General features: G+C 68.8%; 12 protein-coding genes. 5 read left to right on the top strand and 7 right to left on the bottom strand.

The annotated features are described in order from the left end of the window. Positions 1–13: 13 nt before the first annotated feature. The 5 genes from ACIA8G_RS08595 to ACIA8G_RS08575 all read right to left on the bottom strand — a co-directional run bounded on the left by ACIA8G_RS08595 (position 14) and on the right by ACIA8G_RS08575 (position 7373). The gene (locus ACIA8G_RS08595) at positions 14–2926 is read right to left on the bottom strand and encodes a PQQ-dependent sugar dehydrogenase (RefSeq protein WP_396417717.1); all 2913 of its coding nucleotides are present in this window, start codon (positions 2924–2926) and stop codon (positions 14–16) included. A gap of 86 nt (positions 2927–3012) precedes the next feature. Beyond that, the gene (locus ACIA8G_RS08590) at positions 3013–4755 is read right to left on the bottom strand and encodes a toll/interleukin-1 receptor domain-containing protein (RefSeq protein WP_396417716.1); all 1743 of its coding nucleotides are present in this window, start codon (positions 4753–4755) and stop codon (positions 3013–3015) included. 4 nt (positions 4756–4759) lie between these two features. Next, positions 4760–5551, bottom strand: coding sequence for an ABC transporter ATP-binding protein (locus ACIA8G_RS08585; RefSeq protein ID WP_396417715.1), 792 nt, complete (start codon positions 5549–5551; stop codon positions 4760–4762). Beyond that, complete coding sequence (locus ACIA8G_RS08580; protein ID WP_396417714.1) at positions 5548–6555, bottom strand: ABC transporter substrate-binding protein; 1008 nt, start codon at positions 6553–6555, stop codon at positions 5548–5550. The genes ACIA8G_RS08585 and ACIA8G_RS08580 overlap by 4 nt, the downstream gene beginning before the upstream one ends. Then, on the bottom strand, positions 6552–7373 hold the full coding sequence (locus ACIA8G_RS08575) for an ABC transporter permease (protein ID WP_396417713.1): 822 nt from the start codon (positions 7371–7373) through the stop codon (positions 6552–6554). Before ACIA8G_RS08575 ends, ACIA8G_RS08580 begins: the two co-directional genes overlap by 4 nt. Before the next feature lie 87 nt (positions 7374–7460). On the opposite strand from ACIA8G_RS08575, the gene ACIA8G_RS08570 reads away from it, so the two are divergent. From ACIA8G_RS08570 to ACIA8G_RS08550, 5 genes are all read left to right on the top strand, one after another. After that, positions 7461–8612, top strand: coding sequence for a mandelate racemase/muconate lactonizing enzyme family protein (locus ACIA8G_RS08570; protein WP_396417712.1), 1152 nt, complete (start codon positions 7461–7463; stop codon positions 8610–8612). A 254-nt stretch (positions 8613–8866) separates the two neighbouring features. After that, positions 8867–10201 carry a dynamin family protein gene (locus tag ACIA8G_RS08565; RefSeq protein ID WP_396417711.1) on the top strand — a complete coding sequence of 445 codons (1335 nt, stop codon included), beginning with the start codon at positions 8867–8869 and terminating at the stop codon, positions 10199–10201. Next, positions 10198–10947 carry a hypothetical protein gene (locus ACIA8G_RS08560; protein ID WP_396417710.1) on the top strand — a complete coding sequence of 250 codons (750 nt, stop codon included), beginning with the start codon at positions 10198–10200 and terminating at the stop codon, positions 10945–10947. The genes ACIA8G_RS08565 and ACIA8G_RS08560 overlap by 4 nt, the downstream gene beginning before the upstream one ends. Next, positions 10947–12692: a dynamin family protein gene (locus tag ACIA8G_RS08555; protein WP_396417709.1), complete on the top strand. Its 1746-nt coding sequence runs from the start codon at positions 10947–10949 to the stop codon at positions 12690–12692. The genes ACIA8G_RS08560 and ACIA8G_RS08555 overlap by 1 nt, the downstream gene beginning before the upstream one ends. Next, positions 12689–14455 carry an Hsp70 family protein gene (locus ACIA8G_RS08550; protein WP_396417708.1) on the top strand — a complete coding sequence of 589 codons (1767 nt, stop codon included), beginning with the start codon at positions 12689–12691 and terminating at the stop codon, positions 14453–14455. The genes ACIA8G_RS08555 and ACIA8G_RS08550 overlap by 4 nt, the downstream gene beginning before the upstream one ends. A gap of 4 nt (positions 14456–14459) precedes the next feature. Here the strand turns inward: ACIA8G_RS08550 and ACIA8G_RS08545 are convergent, their stop codons facing one another. After that, positions 14460–15146 (bottom strand): phytanoyl-CoA dioxygenase family protein, encoded by a 687-nt coding sequence (locus ACIA8G_RS08545; RefSeq protein ID WP_396417707.1) that lies wholly within the window; start codon positions 15144–15146, stop codon positions 14460–14462. Between the two features lie 4 nt (positions 15147–15150). Further along, complete coding sequence (locus tag ACIA8G_RS08540) at positions 15151–16101, bottom strand: ABC transporter ATP-binding protein (protein WP_396417706.1); 951 nt, start codon at positions 16099–16101, stop codon at positions 15151–15153. Positions 16102–16132: the final 31 nt, after the last annotated feature.

The raw sequence follows: 16132 nt of genomic DNA, 5'->3' as shown, positions 1-16132 counted from the left end.
GTGGTTACAAGACTCAGCTCGGGCCTTTGGTCACCCACTCGTACTGTCCGCGCACCTCATCGGCGGTCACCGCCCGGTCCAGGAACATCAGCCCGTCCATGCGGCAGTTGCAGGCGTTGACCTCGCGGTTGTTCTGCGGATGACTGCCGCCGATCTTGATACCGCGCGGGTTCGTGGCCGACGAGAGGTCGGGCTCGGGAGGCCCGACGATCTTCCACGGGTCGCCCTTGACCGCGTAGGAGCCCTCGACCGGCTTCCCGTCGACGTACAGACCGATCGCGCCGGTGTCGAAGTCGAACGTGCCCGTGAGGAACACCCACTTATTAGGCGGTATCAGCGTCTTCCAGTCAGCATTCGACACCCAGTACTGCTTGTCGCTGCCGTCCACCCGGCGGGCGAGCGCGATCAGCCGCATGGCGCCGTTGTGGTTCTCCGTCTCCAACAGGGCCCGCGCGGCGTGGCCGTCCGAGTTGCCGCTCAACAGTCCGGCGAACCCGATGGCGCCGTAGAAGTCGCCCGTGCCCGACGAGTTCGAATTACGTGCGGGCGCCTCACCGGTGACCTTGACCCACGTCATGATCGACACGCCGCGGACCTTGTTGAACGCCTTCATCGACGCGACGCCGCCGGAGTTGTAGACCCCGGCCTTCCAGTCGTCGTTGCCCGCTCTGGCCGGCTGCACCTGCTTGAGCTGCATCGACGTCTTCGAAGCCGGGAACGCGCCGTCGGCCACCCGCATGGCCGCACCGCCGTTGATCAGCGTGATCGGGGTGCGGGAGTCGGCCCGGCCGATGTCGTCCTCCTTCTTCGCGTCACCGGCCACGGGGTGCTCGAAGTCGTAGTGGTGCACGACCGAGGACGCGATGCCCGGCGAGACGTCCGTCGCCGCCAGCGCCTGCACCTGCGCCTTTCCGGTGATCCGCAGGTCGCTGATCCGGCCGATGTTGTCGAACGAGCCGAAGCCGATCCGGCCGCCCTTCAGCACGCTGTTGGTCGCGGTCATCAACGGCTGCGACTGCCCGTCGACGAACACCGCGATGGAGCCGGTGTCCGCGCAGTGCGTGACCCGGATCCGGTGCCAGTTCATGTCTTTGATGGCGGGCGGCGCACCGGTCGAGCCGTTCCACTGGTCGTCGATGCGCAGCCGGTCGGCGTTGTCGACGAGGAAGATCCCGTTGTGCGGGTAGATCTTGTTGTCCGACGACAGGTGCACGTAGTAGAACTTCGTGTCCGACTGGTGCCCGAACACGATCACGACGTCGCGGTCCTTCTGCGACACCGGGGTGTCGAGCCGCACCTGTGCGTCGATCGTGACGTTGCCGAACGACGGACCCTTGGTGACGACCGCGTACTCGTTGGGGCGCCGCGGACCTGGCCGGACCGCACCCGCCCTGGAGAGCACGACCTCGTTGCCGGGGAACCGCCAGCGCGAGGGGGTGATCGGCCGCCAGTCGCCCTTTCCGTTGACACCGCTGACGACGTCGCTGCCCGAGTCGCAGGCTTCCTGGGTCTGGACGGTGCCGGTGACCTTCCAGATCTTGCCGTTCGCCTTGGCCAGCACGTAAAGCTCGCCCGCCGCGTCCGTGCCGAACCTGAGGTCGACTCGGTTCTTCCCCGCGAGAGTCCGCATCGTCGTGCGCCGGCCCGCCGAGTCGTACACCGCGAGCTCCAGGGTCTTCGCGATCGGCGCTCCTGCCCGCATGTCCTTCTCGTCGGCGTAGAACAGCAGGCCCTTCACGCCCTCGCCGTAGACGTACTTGCCCTGCAACGCCGGGATGGCCGTGCCGCGGTAGACGAAGCCGCCGATCAGCGCGTTGCCGCTGTCGCCGCAGCCACCGTTGGGGCGGTTGTGGTCGAAGCCCGCGACCGGGTAGGTGTAGCCGAACTTCGCGTCATCGGCGGGCAACGGGTAGAGCTGGCACTTCGCGTCGTTGCGCCGATATGTGAGGTGTCCTTCCCTTTGCCCCCAACCCAGGTTGGCACCGGGCTTCACCTCGTAGACGGACTCGACGACCTTCTCGCCGATGTGGCCGAGGAACATCTTGTGCGTGCCGCCGGAGTCCCAGCTGAACCGGTAAGGATCGCGCGTGCCCGACGCGTAGATCTCGGCGAGCGTGTTCGGCCTGCCGACGAACGGGTTCGACGGCGGGATGCCGTACTTCCTGTTGCCGCTGTTGGTCCCGGCTGGATCGATGCGCAGGATCTTGCCCTGCGGCACCTTCAGGTCCTGCGGCACGTCCGAGCGGTAGCCGACACCGCCGTCGCCGACCGCCAGGTACAGCAACCCGTCCGGACCGAAGCCGATCTCCTGGAACCCGTGCAGGTACATCACGAACCCGATGCGCAGCAGCTCACGGCGCGTGCCCGCGAACGTCGCCGCCTTCGGGTTCGACGCGGTCCACTCGGTGATCACGCCGTGCACCACCGCGTTCGACGGTGACGGCAGGTCCGTCGGCTTCTTCAGCGCGTCCTTGGCCTCGGTGTGCGCGGTGTAGAACTTGCCGTTCGTGGCGAACTGCGGGTGGAACGCGACGAACCCGAACCCGCTGCCGAGTCCCTGGTGGTTGTGGAAGTTCCCGCCGATCGTGGTCCGCACGTCGAGGTACGTGCGCTGCCCGCTGCCGTCACGGCTGAGCGTGTAGAGCTTGCCGTTCATGTCCGGCACGAAGAACCGGCCGGAGCCGTCCGGAATTTCGCCGAGGTAGTTGACCCGGTTGTACTGCTTGAGCCTGCTGTCACCGGCGGCCGGCGTCGTCGAGGACTGCGGCAGCCGCGCGATCTCCTGCAGCCGCACGCCGATGCCCGACGGCGCGGGCGTCGGAAGTGGATCGGCGACGGGACCTGGTTGTGCGGCAGCCTGTGGCACCAACGAGGCCGCGAAGAGGGCCAGCGCGGCGAGCAGGACCGAGAGCGATCTTCCGGACATCGCACCACCTCGTGGATCGGCTTTGGAAAGCGCTTACCACGCGGCGGCGAGCCAGACTCTACCTACGGGTGACCCCGGTCACAAGGTCAAGCGGCGACCGCCCAGAAATAGCCGGTCGCCAGCACCAGCGACGTCAGTGGCAGCGAGAACCCGGACACCGGCGGCAGCACCGGGGCGGCGACCTTCGCGCCCTCGTCCGGCGGCAGCCACAGTGCCAGCAGCGGTTTCTTCCGGAAGAAAAGGCCCATCAGCATGACGAGGCCGAGGGCGGCGCGGTTGATCGGCGCGATGATGGGCAGGTTCGGCGCCAGGAACAACCACGGGGCGAACAGCAGGAGCACCAGCACCGTTCGGCCGAACCACCAGACCTGGTCGATCGAGCGGGCCGCCGTCCCGCGCATCAGGTAGATCACCGCCGCGCAGAGGGCCGAGGTCACGAGCATCAGCGTGACGTCGAACCGGCCGCCGATGAGCGTGCCCAGAGCGGGTGCCGCGATGAACCCGAGCATCATCCGGCCGAACGTCAGGTAGCCGGTGACGTAGCTCGGCGCACGGAACGTGTCGACGCCCATGGGCGCGGTGACCACCCCGCGCTCGGCCGGCTGACGGGTCACCACCACGCGCAGGAACTCGTACAACCCCTCCGGGTCCTGCTCGCGGAAGTCGAGCCACTGGCGGCGGCGCAGTTCGTCGTCCGCCAGTCGCAGGCTCGTCGCCAGCACGAACACCACGCGGTCGCCGAAGACCTCGTGAGCGTTGCGGATCACCCGCTCCGGCGTCCTGGCGGTGACGACGACGAACACCCAGCCCGGATCGACCTCGTCCTCGACGAACCCGGCGGCGGCGCAGGCGTGGGTGATCAGGTGCGCGAGCGGCTTGTCCTCCGGCTGGCACCACAACCGGTAGCTACCGGTGGCACCGACGCCGGGCATGGCCTGCTTGAGCGCCTCGAACCTCGGCTGGTACGCCGTCCAGAGCGGGCCGAAGCCGCGCAGCCTGCGCCGGACCCGCTGACCCTTGCGGAGGTGGTCGATCCCCTTGCCGGTGGGCATCTGCAGGTGCACCGTGCGCGACCGCCAGAGGAGCAGCAGGCCGAGCACCGCCAACGCCGCCGCGAGGAGGTAGGGCCAGGCCGGGTCGCCCCGTCCCTTCACCGTCAGGGTGCCGATCAGCGAGAACACCATGCACAGCAGGACCGCGAAGAGCCCTTCCTGCAACGACGTGGGCGACACCGTTCGCCGGAACAGGCGCACCATCAGGTAGCTCAGGATCGCCACGCCCACCGCGTTGGTCAGCGCGAAGGCCAGGCCCAGCCGCGACATCCCGGCGTGGTCGTAAACCTGGTGGATGTCCCAGCCGAGGGTGGCGCCCACGCCCGCGATCACCGCGCCGTACCCGAGCGCCAGCCACAGCAGTGCCATCTGCACGGACACCGGGAACGCGCGCCGCTGCGCCGCGGCGCGCCCGTGGAGCACCTCGGCCAGCCCGCGCGCCCGCCGGAAGAAGCTGCCGCGCAGGTCGTGCATCTCCGACAACTCCGGCGGCAGCTCGGTCCTGCGCACCAGCGCCACGTGGACCCGCTTGCCGTGGCGCAGCGCCCGTTGCCACTCCTCGGTCACCCACCGGGACGCCATCGCGGCAGGAGACGCCACGACCACCACGGCGTCCGCCTGGTCGATCGCGCCGTTGATCGCGATCTCCCAGTCGGTGCCCGGCCGCAACCGCTCGACGTCGAGCCAGGCGTCCACGCCGTGCCCGGCGAGGACCGAGGTCAGCGCCTCGGCCGCGTGGAAGTCCTGGCGCGAGTAGCTGACGAAGATCTTCGGCACACGATCAATCGTGCCCTGTCACGGCCCCCAGCAGGTCCCGAATGTGCGCGGTCGCCGCCGCGAACTCCTGCCGCGCCATCGTCTCGGAGTAGTCCCTGGTGCCCGGCAGATCGACCTCGATGACCTCCTTGACCACCGCCGGCCGTTGCGTCAGCACGATCACCCGGTTCGCCAGGTACACCGACTCCGCGATCGAGTGCGTCACGAGCAGCACCGTCGTGCCGGTCTCCCGCCACACCCGGTGCAGCTCGACGTTCATCTGCTCGCGGGTCAACGCGTCCAGCGCGCCGAACGGCTCGTCCATCAGCAGCACCCGCGGCTGATGCAGCAGCGCGCGGCACAACGCCACGCGCTGCTGCATGCCACCGGACAGCTCATGCGGCAGGGCGTTCTCGAACCCTGAGAGTCCGGTCATTTCAATGAGCTCATCTGCGCGTTTGCCCGCCTCGGCCGGGTTCATGCCGCGCATCTCGGCCTGCAGCAGGATGTTCTTCCTGGCCGACCGCCACTCCAGCAACGCCGCCCGCTGGAACACGAACCCGATGTCGTGCCGCGGCCCGCGCACCTGCTCGCCGAGCAGCGTCACCGAGCCCGCGCTGGGGTGCAGCAGCCCGGACACCAGCTTCAGCAGCGTCGACTTGCCACACCCGGACGGCCCGACGATCGACACGAACTCGCCCGGTGCGACGTCGATCGAGACCTGCTGGATCGCGGTCACCTCCGTGCGCTTCGACTGGAAGCGCACGGAGACATCGTTGATCGCGACGGCGGACGTCGTTGCCAAAGTTCCGGTCATCCCTTCGGAGCCACGCTTTCTTCCCAGTACGCCGAAGGCTCGGACGCCTTGCTGATGATGCCGGTCTTCTGGAAGGTCTCGATGGTCTTCTTCCAGTCGTCGAGCGTGTTCACGCCCGGCGCCTTGCCCTTCGTCGCCTCCGTGTGCAGCAACGTCAGCGTCGTCTTGAACTGCTCCAGCACCACACCCGGCGACGGAAGCTGCTCCGCGGCACCCTTCATCGACTCGGCCGCCGCCTCCGGCGCCTTCTCGGCCGAGCTCCACGCCTCCTGCGTGGCCGCGACCATCTTCTTCACCAGCTCGGGATCCTTCTGCAGCATCGTCTTCGACGTCAGCAGCCCGTTGCTGAAGTAGTTCAGCCCGAACTCGGAGAACCGCAGGTACGACACGTCCTTGCCGGACTTCTCCTTGATCGTCGGCCCCTGGTCGGACGCGAACCCGAGCAGCACGTCGGTCCGCCCCGAGATCACCGCGGCCATCTTGCCCGCCGGGTCGATGTTCTGGATGGAGACGTCGGAGTCCTGCATCCCGTTCTGCTTGAGGAACGCGGGGAACGTCTTCGTCAGCGCGTCACCGGCGGTGGTCGCGACCGACTTGCCCTTGAGGTCCGCCGGCTTCTTGATGTTCTTCTCGGTGAAGAACTGCACGGACGCGGGCGTGGTCTGCAGGAACACCCCGACGCTCTTCGCCGGCACGCCCTGCTCGACGGCCGTGGCCAGCGCGGACGTGTCGGCCCAGCCGAAGTCGGTCTGCCCGGCGCCGGTCGCCTGCACGGTCTTGCCGGAGCCCTGGCCGGCCTGGATCTTCAGCTTGATGCCGTGCTTCTCGTAGATGCCCTGCTTGAGCCCGTAGTAGAACGGCGCGTGCTCGCCGTACGGGTACCAGTTCAGCGTCAGCGTGACTTCCTTGGCTTCACCGCCTGGCGCTGCCGTGCCACCGTCGCCACCACCGCAGGCGGCGAGCAGCAGCATCGCGGGAAGTAAGCCTGCGAGCACTTTCTTCATGATCCGCCTTTCGCGAGAAGGGTTGTGACGGCGGCGCCTCGCCGGCTGGCGTGCCACGGCAGCATCAGCTGTTCGGCGAGGTCGAGCAGGAGGAAGAGCAGAACGCCGACGAACGAGGTGACGATCAGGCCTGCGAACAGCATCGGGGTGTCCATGTTGCCGTTGGCCTGCAGGATCACGTACCCGAGGCCCTCGTTGGAGCCGACGAACTCGCCGACGACGGCACCGGTGACAGCGAGCGTGACCGCGACCTTCAGGCCGGCGAACAGATGCGGCAGCGCGGCGGGGAAACGGATCTTCACGAACGTCTTGACCGGGCCGCCGCCCATCGTGGCCGCGAGCTCGAGCATCTCGGTGTCGACCGACTTGAGGCCGGTGACGGTGGAGATCACCACCGGGAAGAACGCCATCAGCACCGCCACGATCACCTTGGGCTCGAAGCCGAAGCCGAGCCACACCACGAACAGCGGCGCGATGGCGATCTTCGGGATGACCTGCGCGAACAGCAGGAGCGGGTAGGCCGTGCTCTCGATGGTCCGCGAGTAGACCATCGCGACGGCGACCAGCACGCCGAAGACGCCCGCGATGACGAACCCCAGGATCGTCTCGTACGTGGTCACCCAGGTGTGACCCCAAAGGTAGGACCACTTGTCCACGAGCAGGCCGAAGGTCTTGCCCGGCGATGGCACGAGGTAGGCCTCGACCAGGCCGGTGACGGTGATGAGGTGCCAGATCGCGAGGCAGGCGGCGAGCAGCGCGGCCGGCCGCCACGTCTGCTCCACGACGCCGCGCCAGCGGTCCGCCGGAACCTTGTTCACGAAGCTCCCTGAGGTCGAACGCCGAGGTCGGAAAGCGCTTTCCCGTACGCTATGTCCGGTCCACTGACCGGTCAAGACGGAGGATCGATGAAGCTGGACCTCACCGTTGACCGCATCGATGTGTACGCGGTCGCGCTGCCCACCACCAGGTCGTTCGGCGTAGCGGGCGGCAGCGTCGCCGTCGCAGGTCATCCGAGCATTCGTATTCTGACGAAGGTCAGCGCCGGCGGCGTGCACGGCTGGGGCGAGGCGACCCCCATCCCGGCGTGGACGTACGAGACGACTGAATCGATCTTCTCCACCATCACCCGCTACCTGGCCCCCGCCATCGTCGGTCAACCCGTGTGGCAGCTGGACGGCATCAGCCGCATCTTCGACCGCACCATCAACCGCGGCTTCTCGATCGGCGCGCCACTGGCCAAGGCCGCCGTGGACGTGGCGCTGCACGACCTCGTGGGCCGCGCCCTGGGCATCCCGCTCGGCGTGCTGTGGGGCCGGCGCAGACATGAGCAGATCGAACTGGCGTGGATCGTGTCCGGCCAAACGCTCGCCGAAGTGGCCGACTGCGTGCAGGAAGGCATCGGCAACGGCTACCGGAGCTTCAAGGTGAAGATCGGCCTGCACGACGAGCACACCGACCTGGGCGTGGTGAGAGCAGTCCGCGAGGCCGCCCCCGGCGCGCCGCTGTGGGTGGACGCCAACCAGGCCTACACCTGCGACGAGGCCATCCGGATGGCACGCAGGCTGGAGGAGTTCGACGTGTTCGCGTTCGAACAACCGCTGCCCGCCAACGACGTGGCCGGCCAACGACGACTCCGCGGCGCCTCTCCCCTGCCCGTCGCGCTGGACGAGAGCCTCCGGCACCCCAGCGATCTCGCCACGTTCGTCAGGCTGGACGCCATCGATGTCGGCGTCGCGAAGGTGCAGCGCTCCGGCGGGCTCACCCTCAGCCGCAGGCTGTGCCAGCTCGCAGAGGACTGCGGTGTGCGGCTCCTCGGCTCCGGCCTCACCGACTCGGACGTCGGGCTGGCCGCGTCGCTGCACCTGTTCTCCGCTCACGGCATCAAGGGGCCGGCCGATCTCAACGGGCGCCAGTTCATCTCCTCGCCCTACGCCACGGGGATCATCGTGAAGGACGGCATGGCTCAGGTGCCGGTCGGGCCGGGCCTTGGCGTCGAGGTGGACGACACCGTGGTGCGTGAGCTCGCGGTCGACGGGCTCACGTCTACTGTGGACTGATGAGCATTGCTAAGTTGCTCCAGGGCGATACCCCGATCAACGCAGCGTAATCGCCCGTATCGACCACGGTGATTCACCAGGATGGCCGCGTCCTGTTCCCATAACGAACCGCGCGGGTCCGCACGACACACACCCTGTAAGGCCATGAGTGCCGGAGGGTGACTGTGTCCGGACGACGAACAGGACCGCTGTGCGATGCGGTGATCGAGTTGGCCGAGCGAGCGGCGCGCTCGCCCGACAACGCGCTCGCGCGCGTGAGCAAGCAAGTCGTCGAGCGACTGCGTCAGCCGCTGTGCGTCGCGCTCGTGGGCCGGGTGTCGTCCGGGAAGTCCACATTGCTCAACGCGCTGCTGGACACCGCGATCTCACCGACGAACGGTCGCGAGTGCACCGAGGTCGTCTACCTGTTCCGGCACGGACGCTGGGAGTCCGCGGTGGCCTGGCCGCGCGACGGCTCTGCCGCTCAGACAGTGGACTTCACGAACCTGGGCAGCGGGCTTCCGCTGCCCGCAACGGAAATCCGGCGGGTCGACGTGGTGTTGCCGGTGCCCCGGCTCGAGCAGTCGATCCTCATCGACACGCCGGGTCTCGCGTCGACACAGACGCACAAGTCGGCACTCACCGAGCGACTGCTCTCTGACACGTCGGATGCGGCGGTACGCGCGGACGCGGTGTTGTTCTGTCTCAACGGTCCGCTCAAGGACGACGAGAGCGCCGCCGTGAGCGCCTTCAAACACGGATCGGGCGGCAGCAGACTCTCGAGCGGCACCGCCCTGGGCGTGCTCACCAAGGCGGACATGATCGGACTCGACCGCCGGCACGCCTGGAAGAACGCCAAGGAGCTCGCGCAGACGATGGCGTCGCAGCACACGGACCTCTTCGCGACGGTGGTGCCGGTGATCGGGCTGCTCGCTCAAACGGCGAACACAGGTGCGTTGCGCGAACAGCACGCTCGTGATCTCGCCGAGCTGGCGCGGGCCTGGCATGCCGGCGACGTGACGGCTGCGCTGATGCACGGCGAGATGTTCCAGGCACATCCCGGTCCACTCAGTGCGGACGCGCGCAGGTCGCTCCTGGACCTCCTTGGGCTGCACGGCATTGGCGTCTTGATCGAGGAGCTGCAGGGCGGTCAACCCGCGCACGCGGCCGCCCTGACCGCGGTCGCCCGCAACGCTTCAGGCCTGATCAGACTCACCTCGGCTCTCGACAACGCACTCGACTCGCGGTCGGACGTGCTGAAGGCAGCGGCCGCGCTGGAGCAGCTGCAGCTGCACGCCGGCCGAGCGGGCGAGGTCGGGCTGTCCGGTCAGGCGCAGGAGTTGCTCGACCGGCCCGAGATGTTCCCGGTGAGGGTCATCGAGATGGCGCGACGGCTGGCGGCGGGGACGGTGCGTCCGCCGGACGAGCTGGCCGCGCAAGCCTGGATGGCGATCACGACTGGGCTGCCGGCCACGGCATCCGCCGACGCCATGCGGCACGCGACGGCGTGGCGGAACTGGGCCGCGTTGACCGACGTGCGGGGCAACGCTGTCGCAAGGGTGATGGTGCGGGCCTGGCAGCTGGCGGTCGACGGCAAGAGGTCACCGTGAAGCAGAAGGTGATGTTCGGCGTTGTCGCAGCGGGCTTGTTGCTGATGCTCATCACGTTGGAGTGGTGGGTGTCATGGGGCGTGAACGCGAACGCGATCGCACACCAGGCGCTGACCGCCGCCTCAGGTACCAACGGCGACGCGGGCGCCGTCGCGGCGGTGCTGCCCTTCGGAGCGCGAGCGGTGGTCGTGGCACCCGCGGGCAGCAACCTCACGCCGGCCGGCGGCGAGGTTGTGGTGACCGAAGATCCGCGAGCAGCGAGCGAAGCCTCACTCGTCACGTCCTCGGACGTGGTGGCGAGCGCGTCCGGCAACGGGTGGTGGGTGGCCGTGGCGGTACCTCGCCCATCGCCGGCGGCCGCGGTGCTGCTCGGAATCGGCGTCGCGGTGGGCGGTTGCGGTCTCGGGCTGCTCGTGAGACCCCGCCCGGCGGTTCGCCGGGTCGAGGCCGAGAACACCGGCAGGCACGACGCCGTGGTGCGCGCGGTCGCCGAGATCGTTCCGCTGGTGCCGGAAGGTGTTGCGTGGCAGCTGGAGAACGCGCTCACCGCGGGCGGCGCGCTGCCGTTCTCACCGGACGGGCAGCAGGTGACAACCGATCACCACGTCGTCGGCGTCGAGCCCACCGGTGACCTGGTGCGGGTCGCGACCGTCGCACGAACGGTCCGCCCCGGATACGCGGACCACGGCCGGGTCGTCGTGCATCCCAAGGTCGTCGCCTACGTGGCAGAGGAAGTGGTGTCGTGATGCTGGACGAACTTCGTACCGAGGTACGACGACTTGCCGCTGCGTCCGGCCGGGACGACATCCTCTCCGCGATCGACGACCACCGCGTGCCGAACGACGCGCCGGTGCGGGTGCTCGTAGCGGGTGAGACCAAACGCGGGAAGTCCACTTTGGTCAACACGCTGATCGGACGACCGTTGCTGAGCCCGGTGGGCACGGACGTGACAACCGCCTGCTGGGTGGAGTTCGCCTGGGGCCCCAAGGACGACGCGGTGGCGTTGATCGCCGATCCAGCGGCACCTGGCACGCCCCGGCGAGTGCGGTTCGACGTTCGTGAGGTCGAGCGGTACGTGTCCGTCAACCACACCACCGACGCCGTGCTGGGCGTGGAGATCCGGGTGCCGTCACCGTTGCTCGAAGGACTGGTCCTGGTCGACACACCCGGTGTCGGTGGGTTGCGGGCAGGCCACTCGGCGATCACGCTCGCCGCGCTCAGGCACGCCGATGCGCTGCTGTTCGTCTGCGACGCCACCCAGCCGGTGCTGGCTCCCGAGGTCGAGTTCCTCGCGGCCGCCGTGGTGCGGGTGCCGACGGTGGCGGTCGCGGTGACGAAGTGCGACGCGAACCCCGGCTTCGCCGACGTGGTCGAGGAGACCAGGGAACGGCTGGCCGAGCACCCCGCGCTGGCGCACGTACCGGTGTTCGCCGTAGCCGCTCCGCTGGCCGACCGGGCCGCAGAGACCGAGGACCCAGCGGTGGCGGCCAAGCTGACCGAGATCTCCGGGATCGACCAGCTCGTGCGAACGATCAAGGCGAACGCGGCGGTAGGCGGAGAGGCGCTGCGCACCGCCAACGCGGCCCGCCGGATCAGCGCGGCGGCTCAGGTGCTGGCGTGGCAGGCACGGGAGTCCACGCTGGCCGACCGCGACGGTGGCAGCGACCTGCGCGCCCGAATCGAGCAACTCTCCCGGGAACTGGCGGACGGCCAGGCGGTGTCGGACCTGATCCGCGCCCGCCTCGCCGGCCTGCGCACCGACTCGCCGCACTCGTTCCGGGTGGCCGCCCGCAAGATCCACGCCGGCTACCGGACAGAGGCGGAACGGGGCCCGGCCACGCAGCTCAGCACGCTCGCGCCGCGGATGGTCGCGGACCTCACCGCGTGCGCCACCGAAACGTTCGAGTCGGTGGCGGTCGATACCCGTGCGCTGCTGCGCGGTGTGCTGGGCGACCTCGGCGTCGACCTGCCGCCCGCCGTGCTGGACCTCGAGCTTGCCGCGCCCGATCTCACCCGCCGCGACAAGGGAGTGCAGTCCACGTACTCGGTCGAGGTGTTCAAGACCGTCGTGGGTCTGGCCGTCGCGGTGCCCGCCGTGCTGTCCGTGCTGTCCGGCGCCGGTCTGGTGGCCGCGGGCATCGTGCTCGCGGCGAGCGCGGGCTGGTGGCGACTGCGCGGCGAGACCGAGCAGCAGCGCCGCACCCAGCTCCGTACCTGGGTGGACACGGCCCTCGACGACGCTGTCGAGGGCTTCGACGCGGAGATCCACCGCCGCATCCGTTCGGTCGAAGCCCACCTCGACGCGGTGGTCCCGCACCTGCTGCGCGCCCGGCGTGACGAACTCGTCCGGCTCGAACACGAGCGGACCGACGAACACGCGGCGACCGAACGGCACCGCGTGGAGACGCAGCTGCGCCTGGAATCCACCATCGCGCAGCTCACCGGTCTAGCCGCACGAGCCGACCGCATCGCAGAAGGGGTACGACCATGACCACACCCTGGGTGCTCGCTGTCGATTTCGGCACCACCAACACCGTCGCTTCGGTCGCCGACGCCACCTCGATGCGCACGTTGACGATCAACGGCAGGCCGGTGATGCCGTCGGCCGTCCTGCTGAACCGGGACGGGTCGTGGACGGTCGGCGACGCTGCCGTCCGGTTCGCCCGAGGACAACGCGGCTGGTTCGAACCGTGCCCCAAGTACTGGGTCCGCGACGAGATGCTGTTCCTGGGTGGTAAAGACGTCCGGGTCACCGACGCGATCACCGCCCTCCTGCGGCCCATCGTCGAAGAGGCCACGCGGCAGCACGGAGACACCGCTCCCGCCGTCTTCGTGGTGACGCACCCGGCCACCTGGCTGGCGGAACGAGTCGGGCGGCTCGTCGCGGCGGCCCGCTCGGCCACCGCGCAGCTGAGCGGCTGGCCCGACCCGCTCCCGGTGGCCGAGCCCGTAGCGGCCGCGCAGCGCGTGCTCGATCTGGATTCGGTACCGGCGCAGGCCAGGATCGTGGTGCTCGACCTCGGCGGCGGCACCGTCGACGTGAGCGTGGTCGACCGTGACGGACCGCGACTGACCGTGGTCGGCCGGCCCACCGGGATCGAAGACCTCGGCGGCGAGGACTTCGACCTGCGACTCGCCAACTGGATGACCGCTGAGGCCGGATCGCCCGGCCTCTACACGCGACTCGCCGAATCGACGGACCCCGACCAGAACGAGCTGGCCAACGACATCCGCGGCCACGCCCGTGCCGTGAAGGAACAGCTGTCGCGGCAGACCGTCGTGTCCGCGCACCTGCCCAAGTCCCCGCCCGACCTGCCCGACGGCACACCCGTGCAGGTCACGAAGGCGACCCTGGAGGACCTCGTGCGCGGCGGCCCAGGCCGCGACCAGGGACTCACCGATGCCGTCGACCTGGTGGAGGCAGCACTCGCCGACGCACCTCCTGGTCCGCCGTTCGCCGGTGTCTTCCTGGCCGGTGGAGGCGCACGCTTCCCGTTGCTCGGATCACTGGTCAGCGCACGCACCGCCAAGGTTCCGCTCGACCACGGTGATCCCACGACCGCGGTCGCGGACGGCGCGGCTCAGTTCGCGTTGACCCAGATCAGCAAACAGGTCAGCGCGGTGCCGGAAGACCGGACGAAAGCCAAGAGGATCGTCGCTGTCGCGGTCCTCGTGGCAGCAGCGCTCGGCGGAACGACCTGGTATTCCCTGAGCAAGGACTCTTGTGACCCGAACGCGACCGCCGCGCAGCAGCAAAAGAAGTGTGAGCCGCCGACGTCCAGCCCCTCCAGCCCAACAACAACAACAACAACAACAACAACTCCGTCGCCTTCCCCCACTGACTTGCTGATCGCGCACATCCCGAGCGCGCTCGCCACCGGATGCACCGCGTTCACGGCGCCGGATCGGATCAACACCGGAGTCGTCGCCGCCGTCCGATGCACACCGCACGGCTCACCGACCGCCGTCTTCGTCTACGAGTACTCCACGCCGGCTGCTATGAACGCGGCGTTCGACAACTGGACGGCTCTGCCGAAGGGCAGCGACTGCACATCGCTTGGGAAAGTCAGCGGTTACCGGACCTCCACCACTGGCCCCGATGCGGGTCGGTACGCCTGTTACCCCAGCGCGACCGAGGGAGCTGCGGTCGCCTGGACCTACGATCGGCTGAACATCATGGCAGCCAGCGTGGGTGGGACGCTGACGATGGCCCAGATGGAGGATTGGTTCCTCGGTTCGACCAACTTCAGGTGAGCGGTCAGGGCACCGGCGCGTAGGTATTTCCCGCGTGGTCGGCCCCACGCGCCAGATAGATCTTGTGCGAGTCCGCCTTCAGGAACCGGACCGTCGTCGGCATGTACCGCATCGTGTAACCGCAGCGCCGCAACGTGCTGCGGTTCGGCGGGCTGCCGTGCACCAGCATGGCCGAGTGGATGCTGCACCCGCCGCGCTCCAGCTCCACGTCGACGGCGCGGGATTCGTCGACCGACGTTTCCTGGTTGAAGAACGAGTCGGCGTTGCCGTGATGAGAGACCGCGGCACGGTGGCTGCCCGGGATCACGCGCAGGCAGCCGTTCTCGACGGTCGACGGGTCGATGGCCAGCCACACGGTGATGGCGTCGCCGGCGGGCGAGATGCTGTCGCGCCAGAAGTGCGCGTCCTGGTGCCACGGCACGGGTTTGCCGTCGCCCGCGGGCTTGCAGATGAAGTGCGAGGAGAACAGGGCGATGTCCGGGCCGATCAGCGACTCGACGAGGTCCAACACGTCCGGATCCAGCAGCCACGAGAACAGCGCCGGATCGGTCAGGTGCGGCACGTCCATGTGCTCGGGGCGCTGGCCTTCCGGCAGGGCCGCGAGCTTGGCCTCGAAGTGTGCAGCCAGCGCCTCGAACTTCGCCGGGGCGAGCACGCTGGAGTGCGTCTCGTAACCGTCGGTCTGGAACATCGGGTCACCTCACGAGTAGGCCGGTCTCCTTGTCATAGCGCAGCACGCGGGCGGGCGGAGCATCCACCGTCACCACCGCACCGACGGAAGGCTCGTCGTCCTCCGGCACGATGTAGCCGATCTGGTCCTCGCCGCAGTCCAGCGTCACCAGCGACGTGACGCCGAGGTTCTCCACAATGGACACCGAGCCGGTGAACAGGCCCTCGTCCGAAGGAGACAGGTATTCCGGTCGCACACCGACGATCTCGGAACCGCGCGGCACCAGGTTCATGGGCGTCGAGCCGATGAAGTTCGCGACGAACGTGTCCGAGGGGCGCTGGAACACTTCGCGCGGTGTGCCGAGCTGCCTGATCCGGCCGGCGTCCATCACCGCGATCCGGTCGGCCAGCGCCAGCGCCTCGGCCTGGTCGTGCGTCACGAACACGGTCGTCAGTTCCAGTTCGCGCTGCAGCTTCTTCAGGAACGTGCGTGCTTCCAGTCGCAGTCGTGCGTCCAGATTGGACAGTGGCTCGTCCAGCAGCAGCACCTCGGCCGACGCCGCGACGGCGCGGGCCAGCGCCACGCGTTGCTGCTGGCCGCCCGAGAGCTGGCCGGGTCGCCTGTCCAGCAACGCTCCCAGGCTCAGGCCGCCGGCCGTCCGCACCGCGGTCTCCTGCTGCACCGCCTTCGCGACGCCGCGCACCCGCAGTGGGTAGGCGATGTTCTCCGCCACGGTCATGTGCGGGAACAACGCGTAGTCCTGGAACACCATCGCGACCTTGCGATCACCGGGCTGCAGCCGGGTGACGTCCCGCGGGCCGATCGACACGGCTCCCTCGGAGGCACCTTCCAGGCCCGCAATGGTGCGCAGCAACGTGGTCTTGCCGCAGCCCGAAGGGCCCAGCAGGGCGAACAGTTCGCCGTCGAAGATCTCCAGGTCCAGCGCGTCCACCGCCCGCACCCCGTTGGGGTACACGGTGGAGAGACTTTCGATCGAGATGCCCGCC

It is taken from the genome of Lentzea sp. NPDC051213, assembly GCF_044455585.1.
In the GTDB taxonomy this organism is placed as follows: domain Bacteria; phylum Actinomycetota; class Actinomycetes; order Mycobacteriales; family Pseudonocardiaceae; genus Lentzea.
This window is presented reverse-complemented; position numbering and strand designations above follow the sequence as displayed.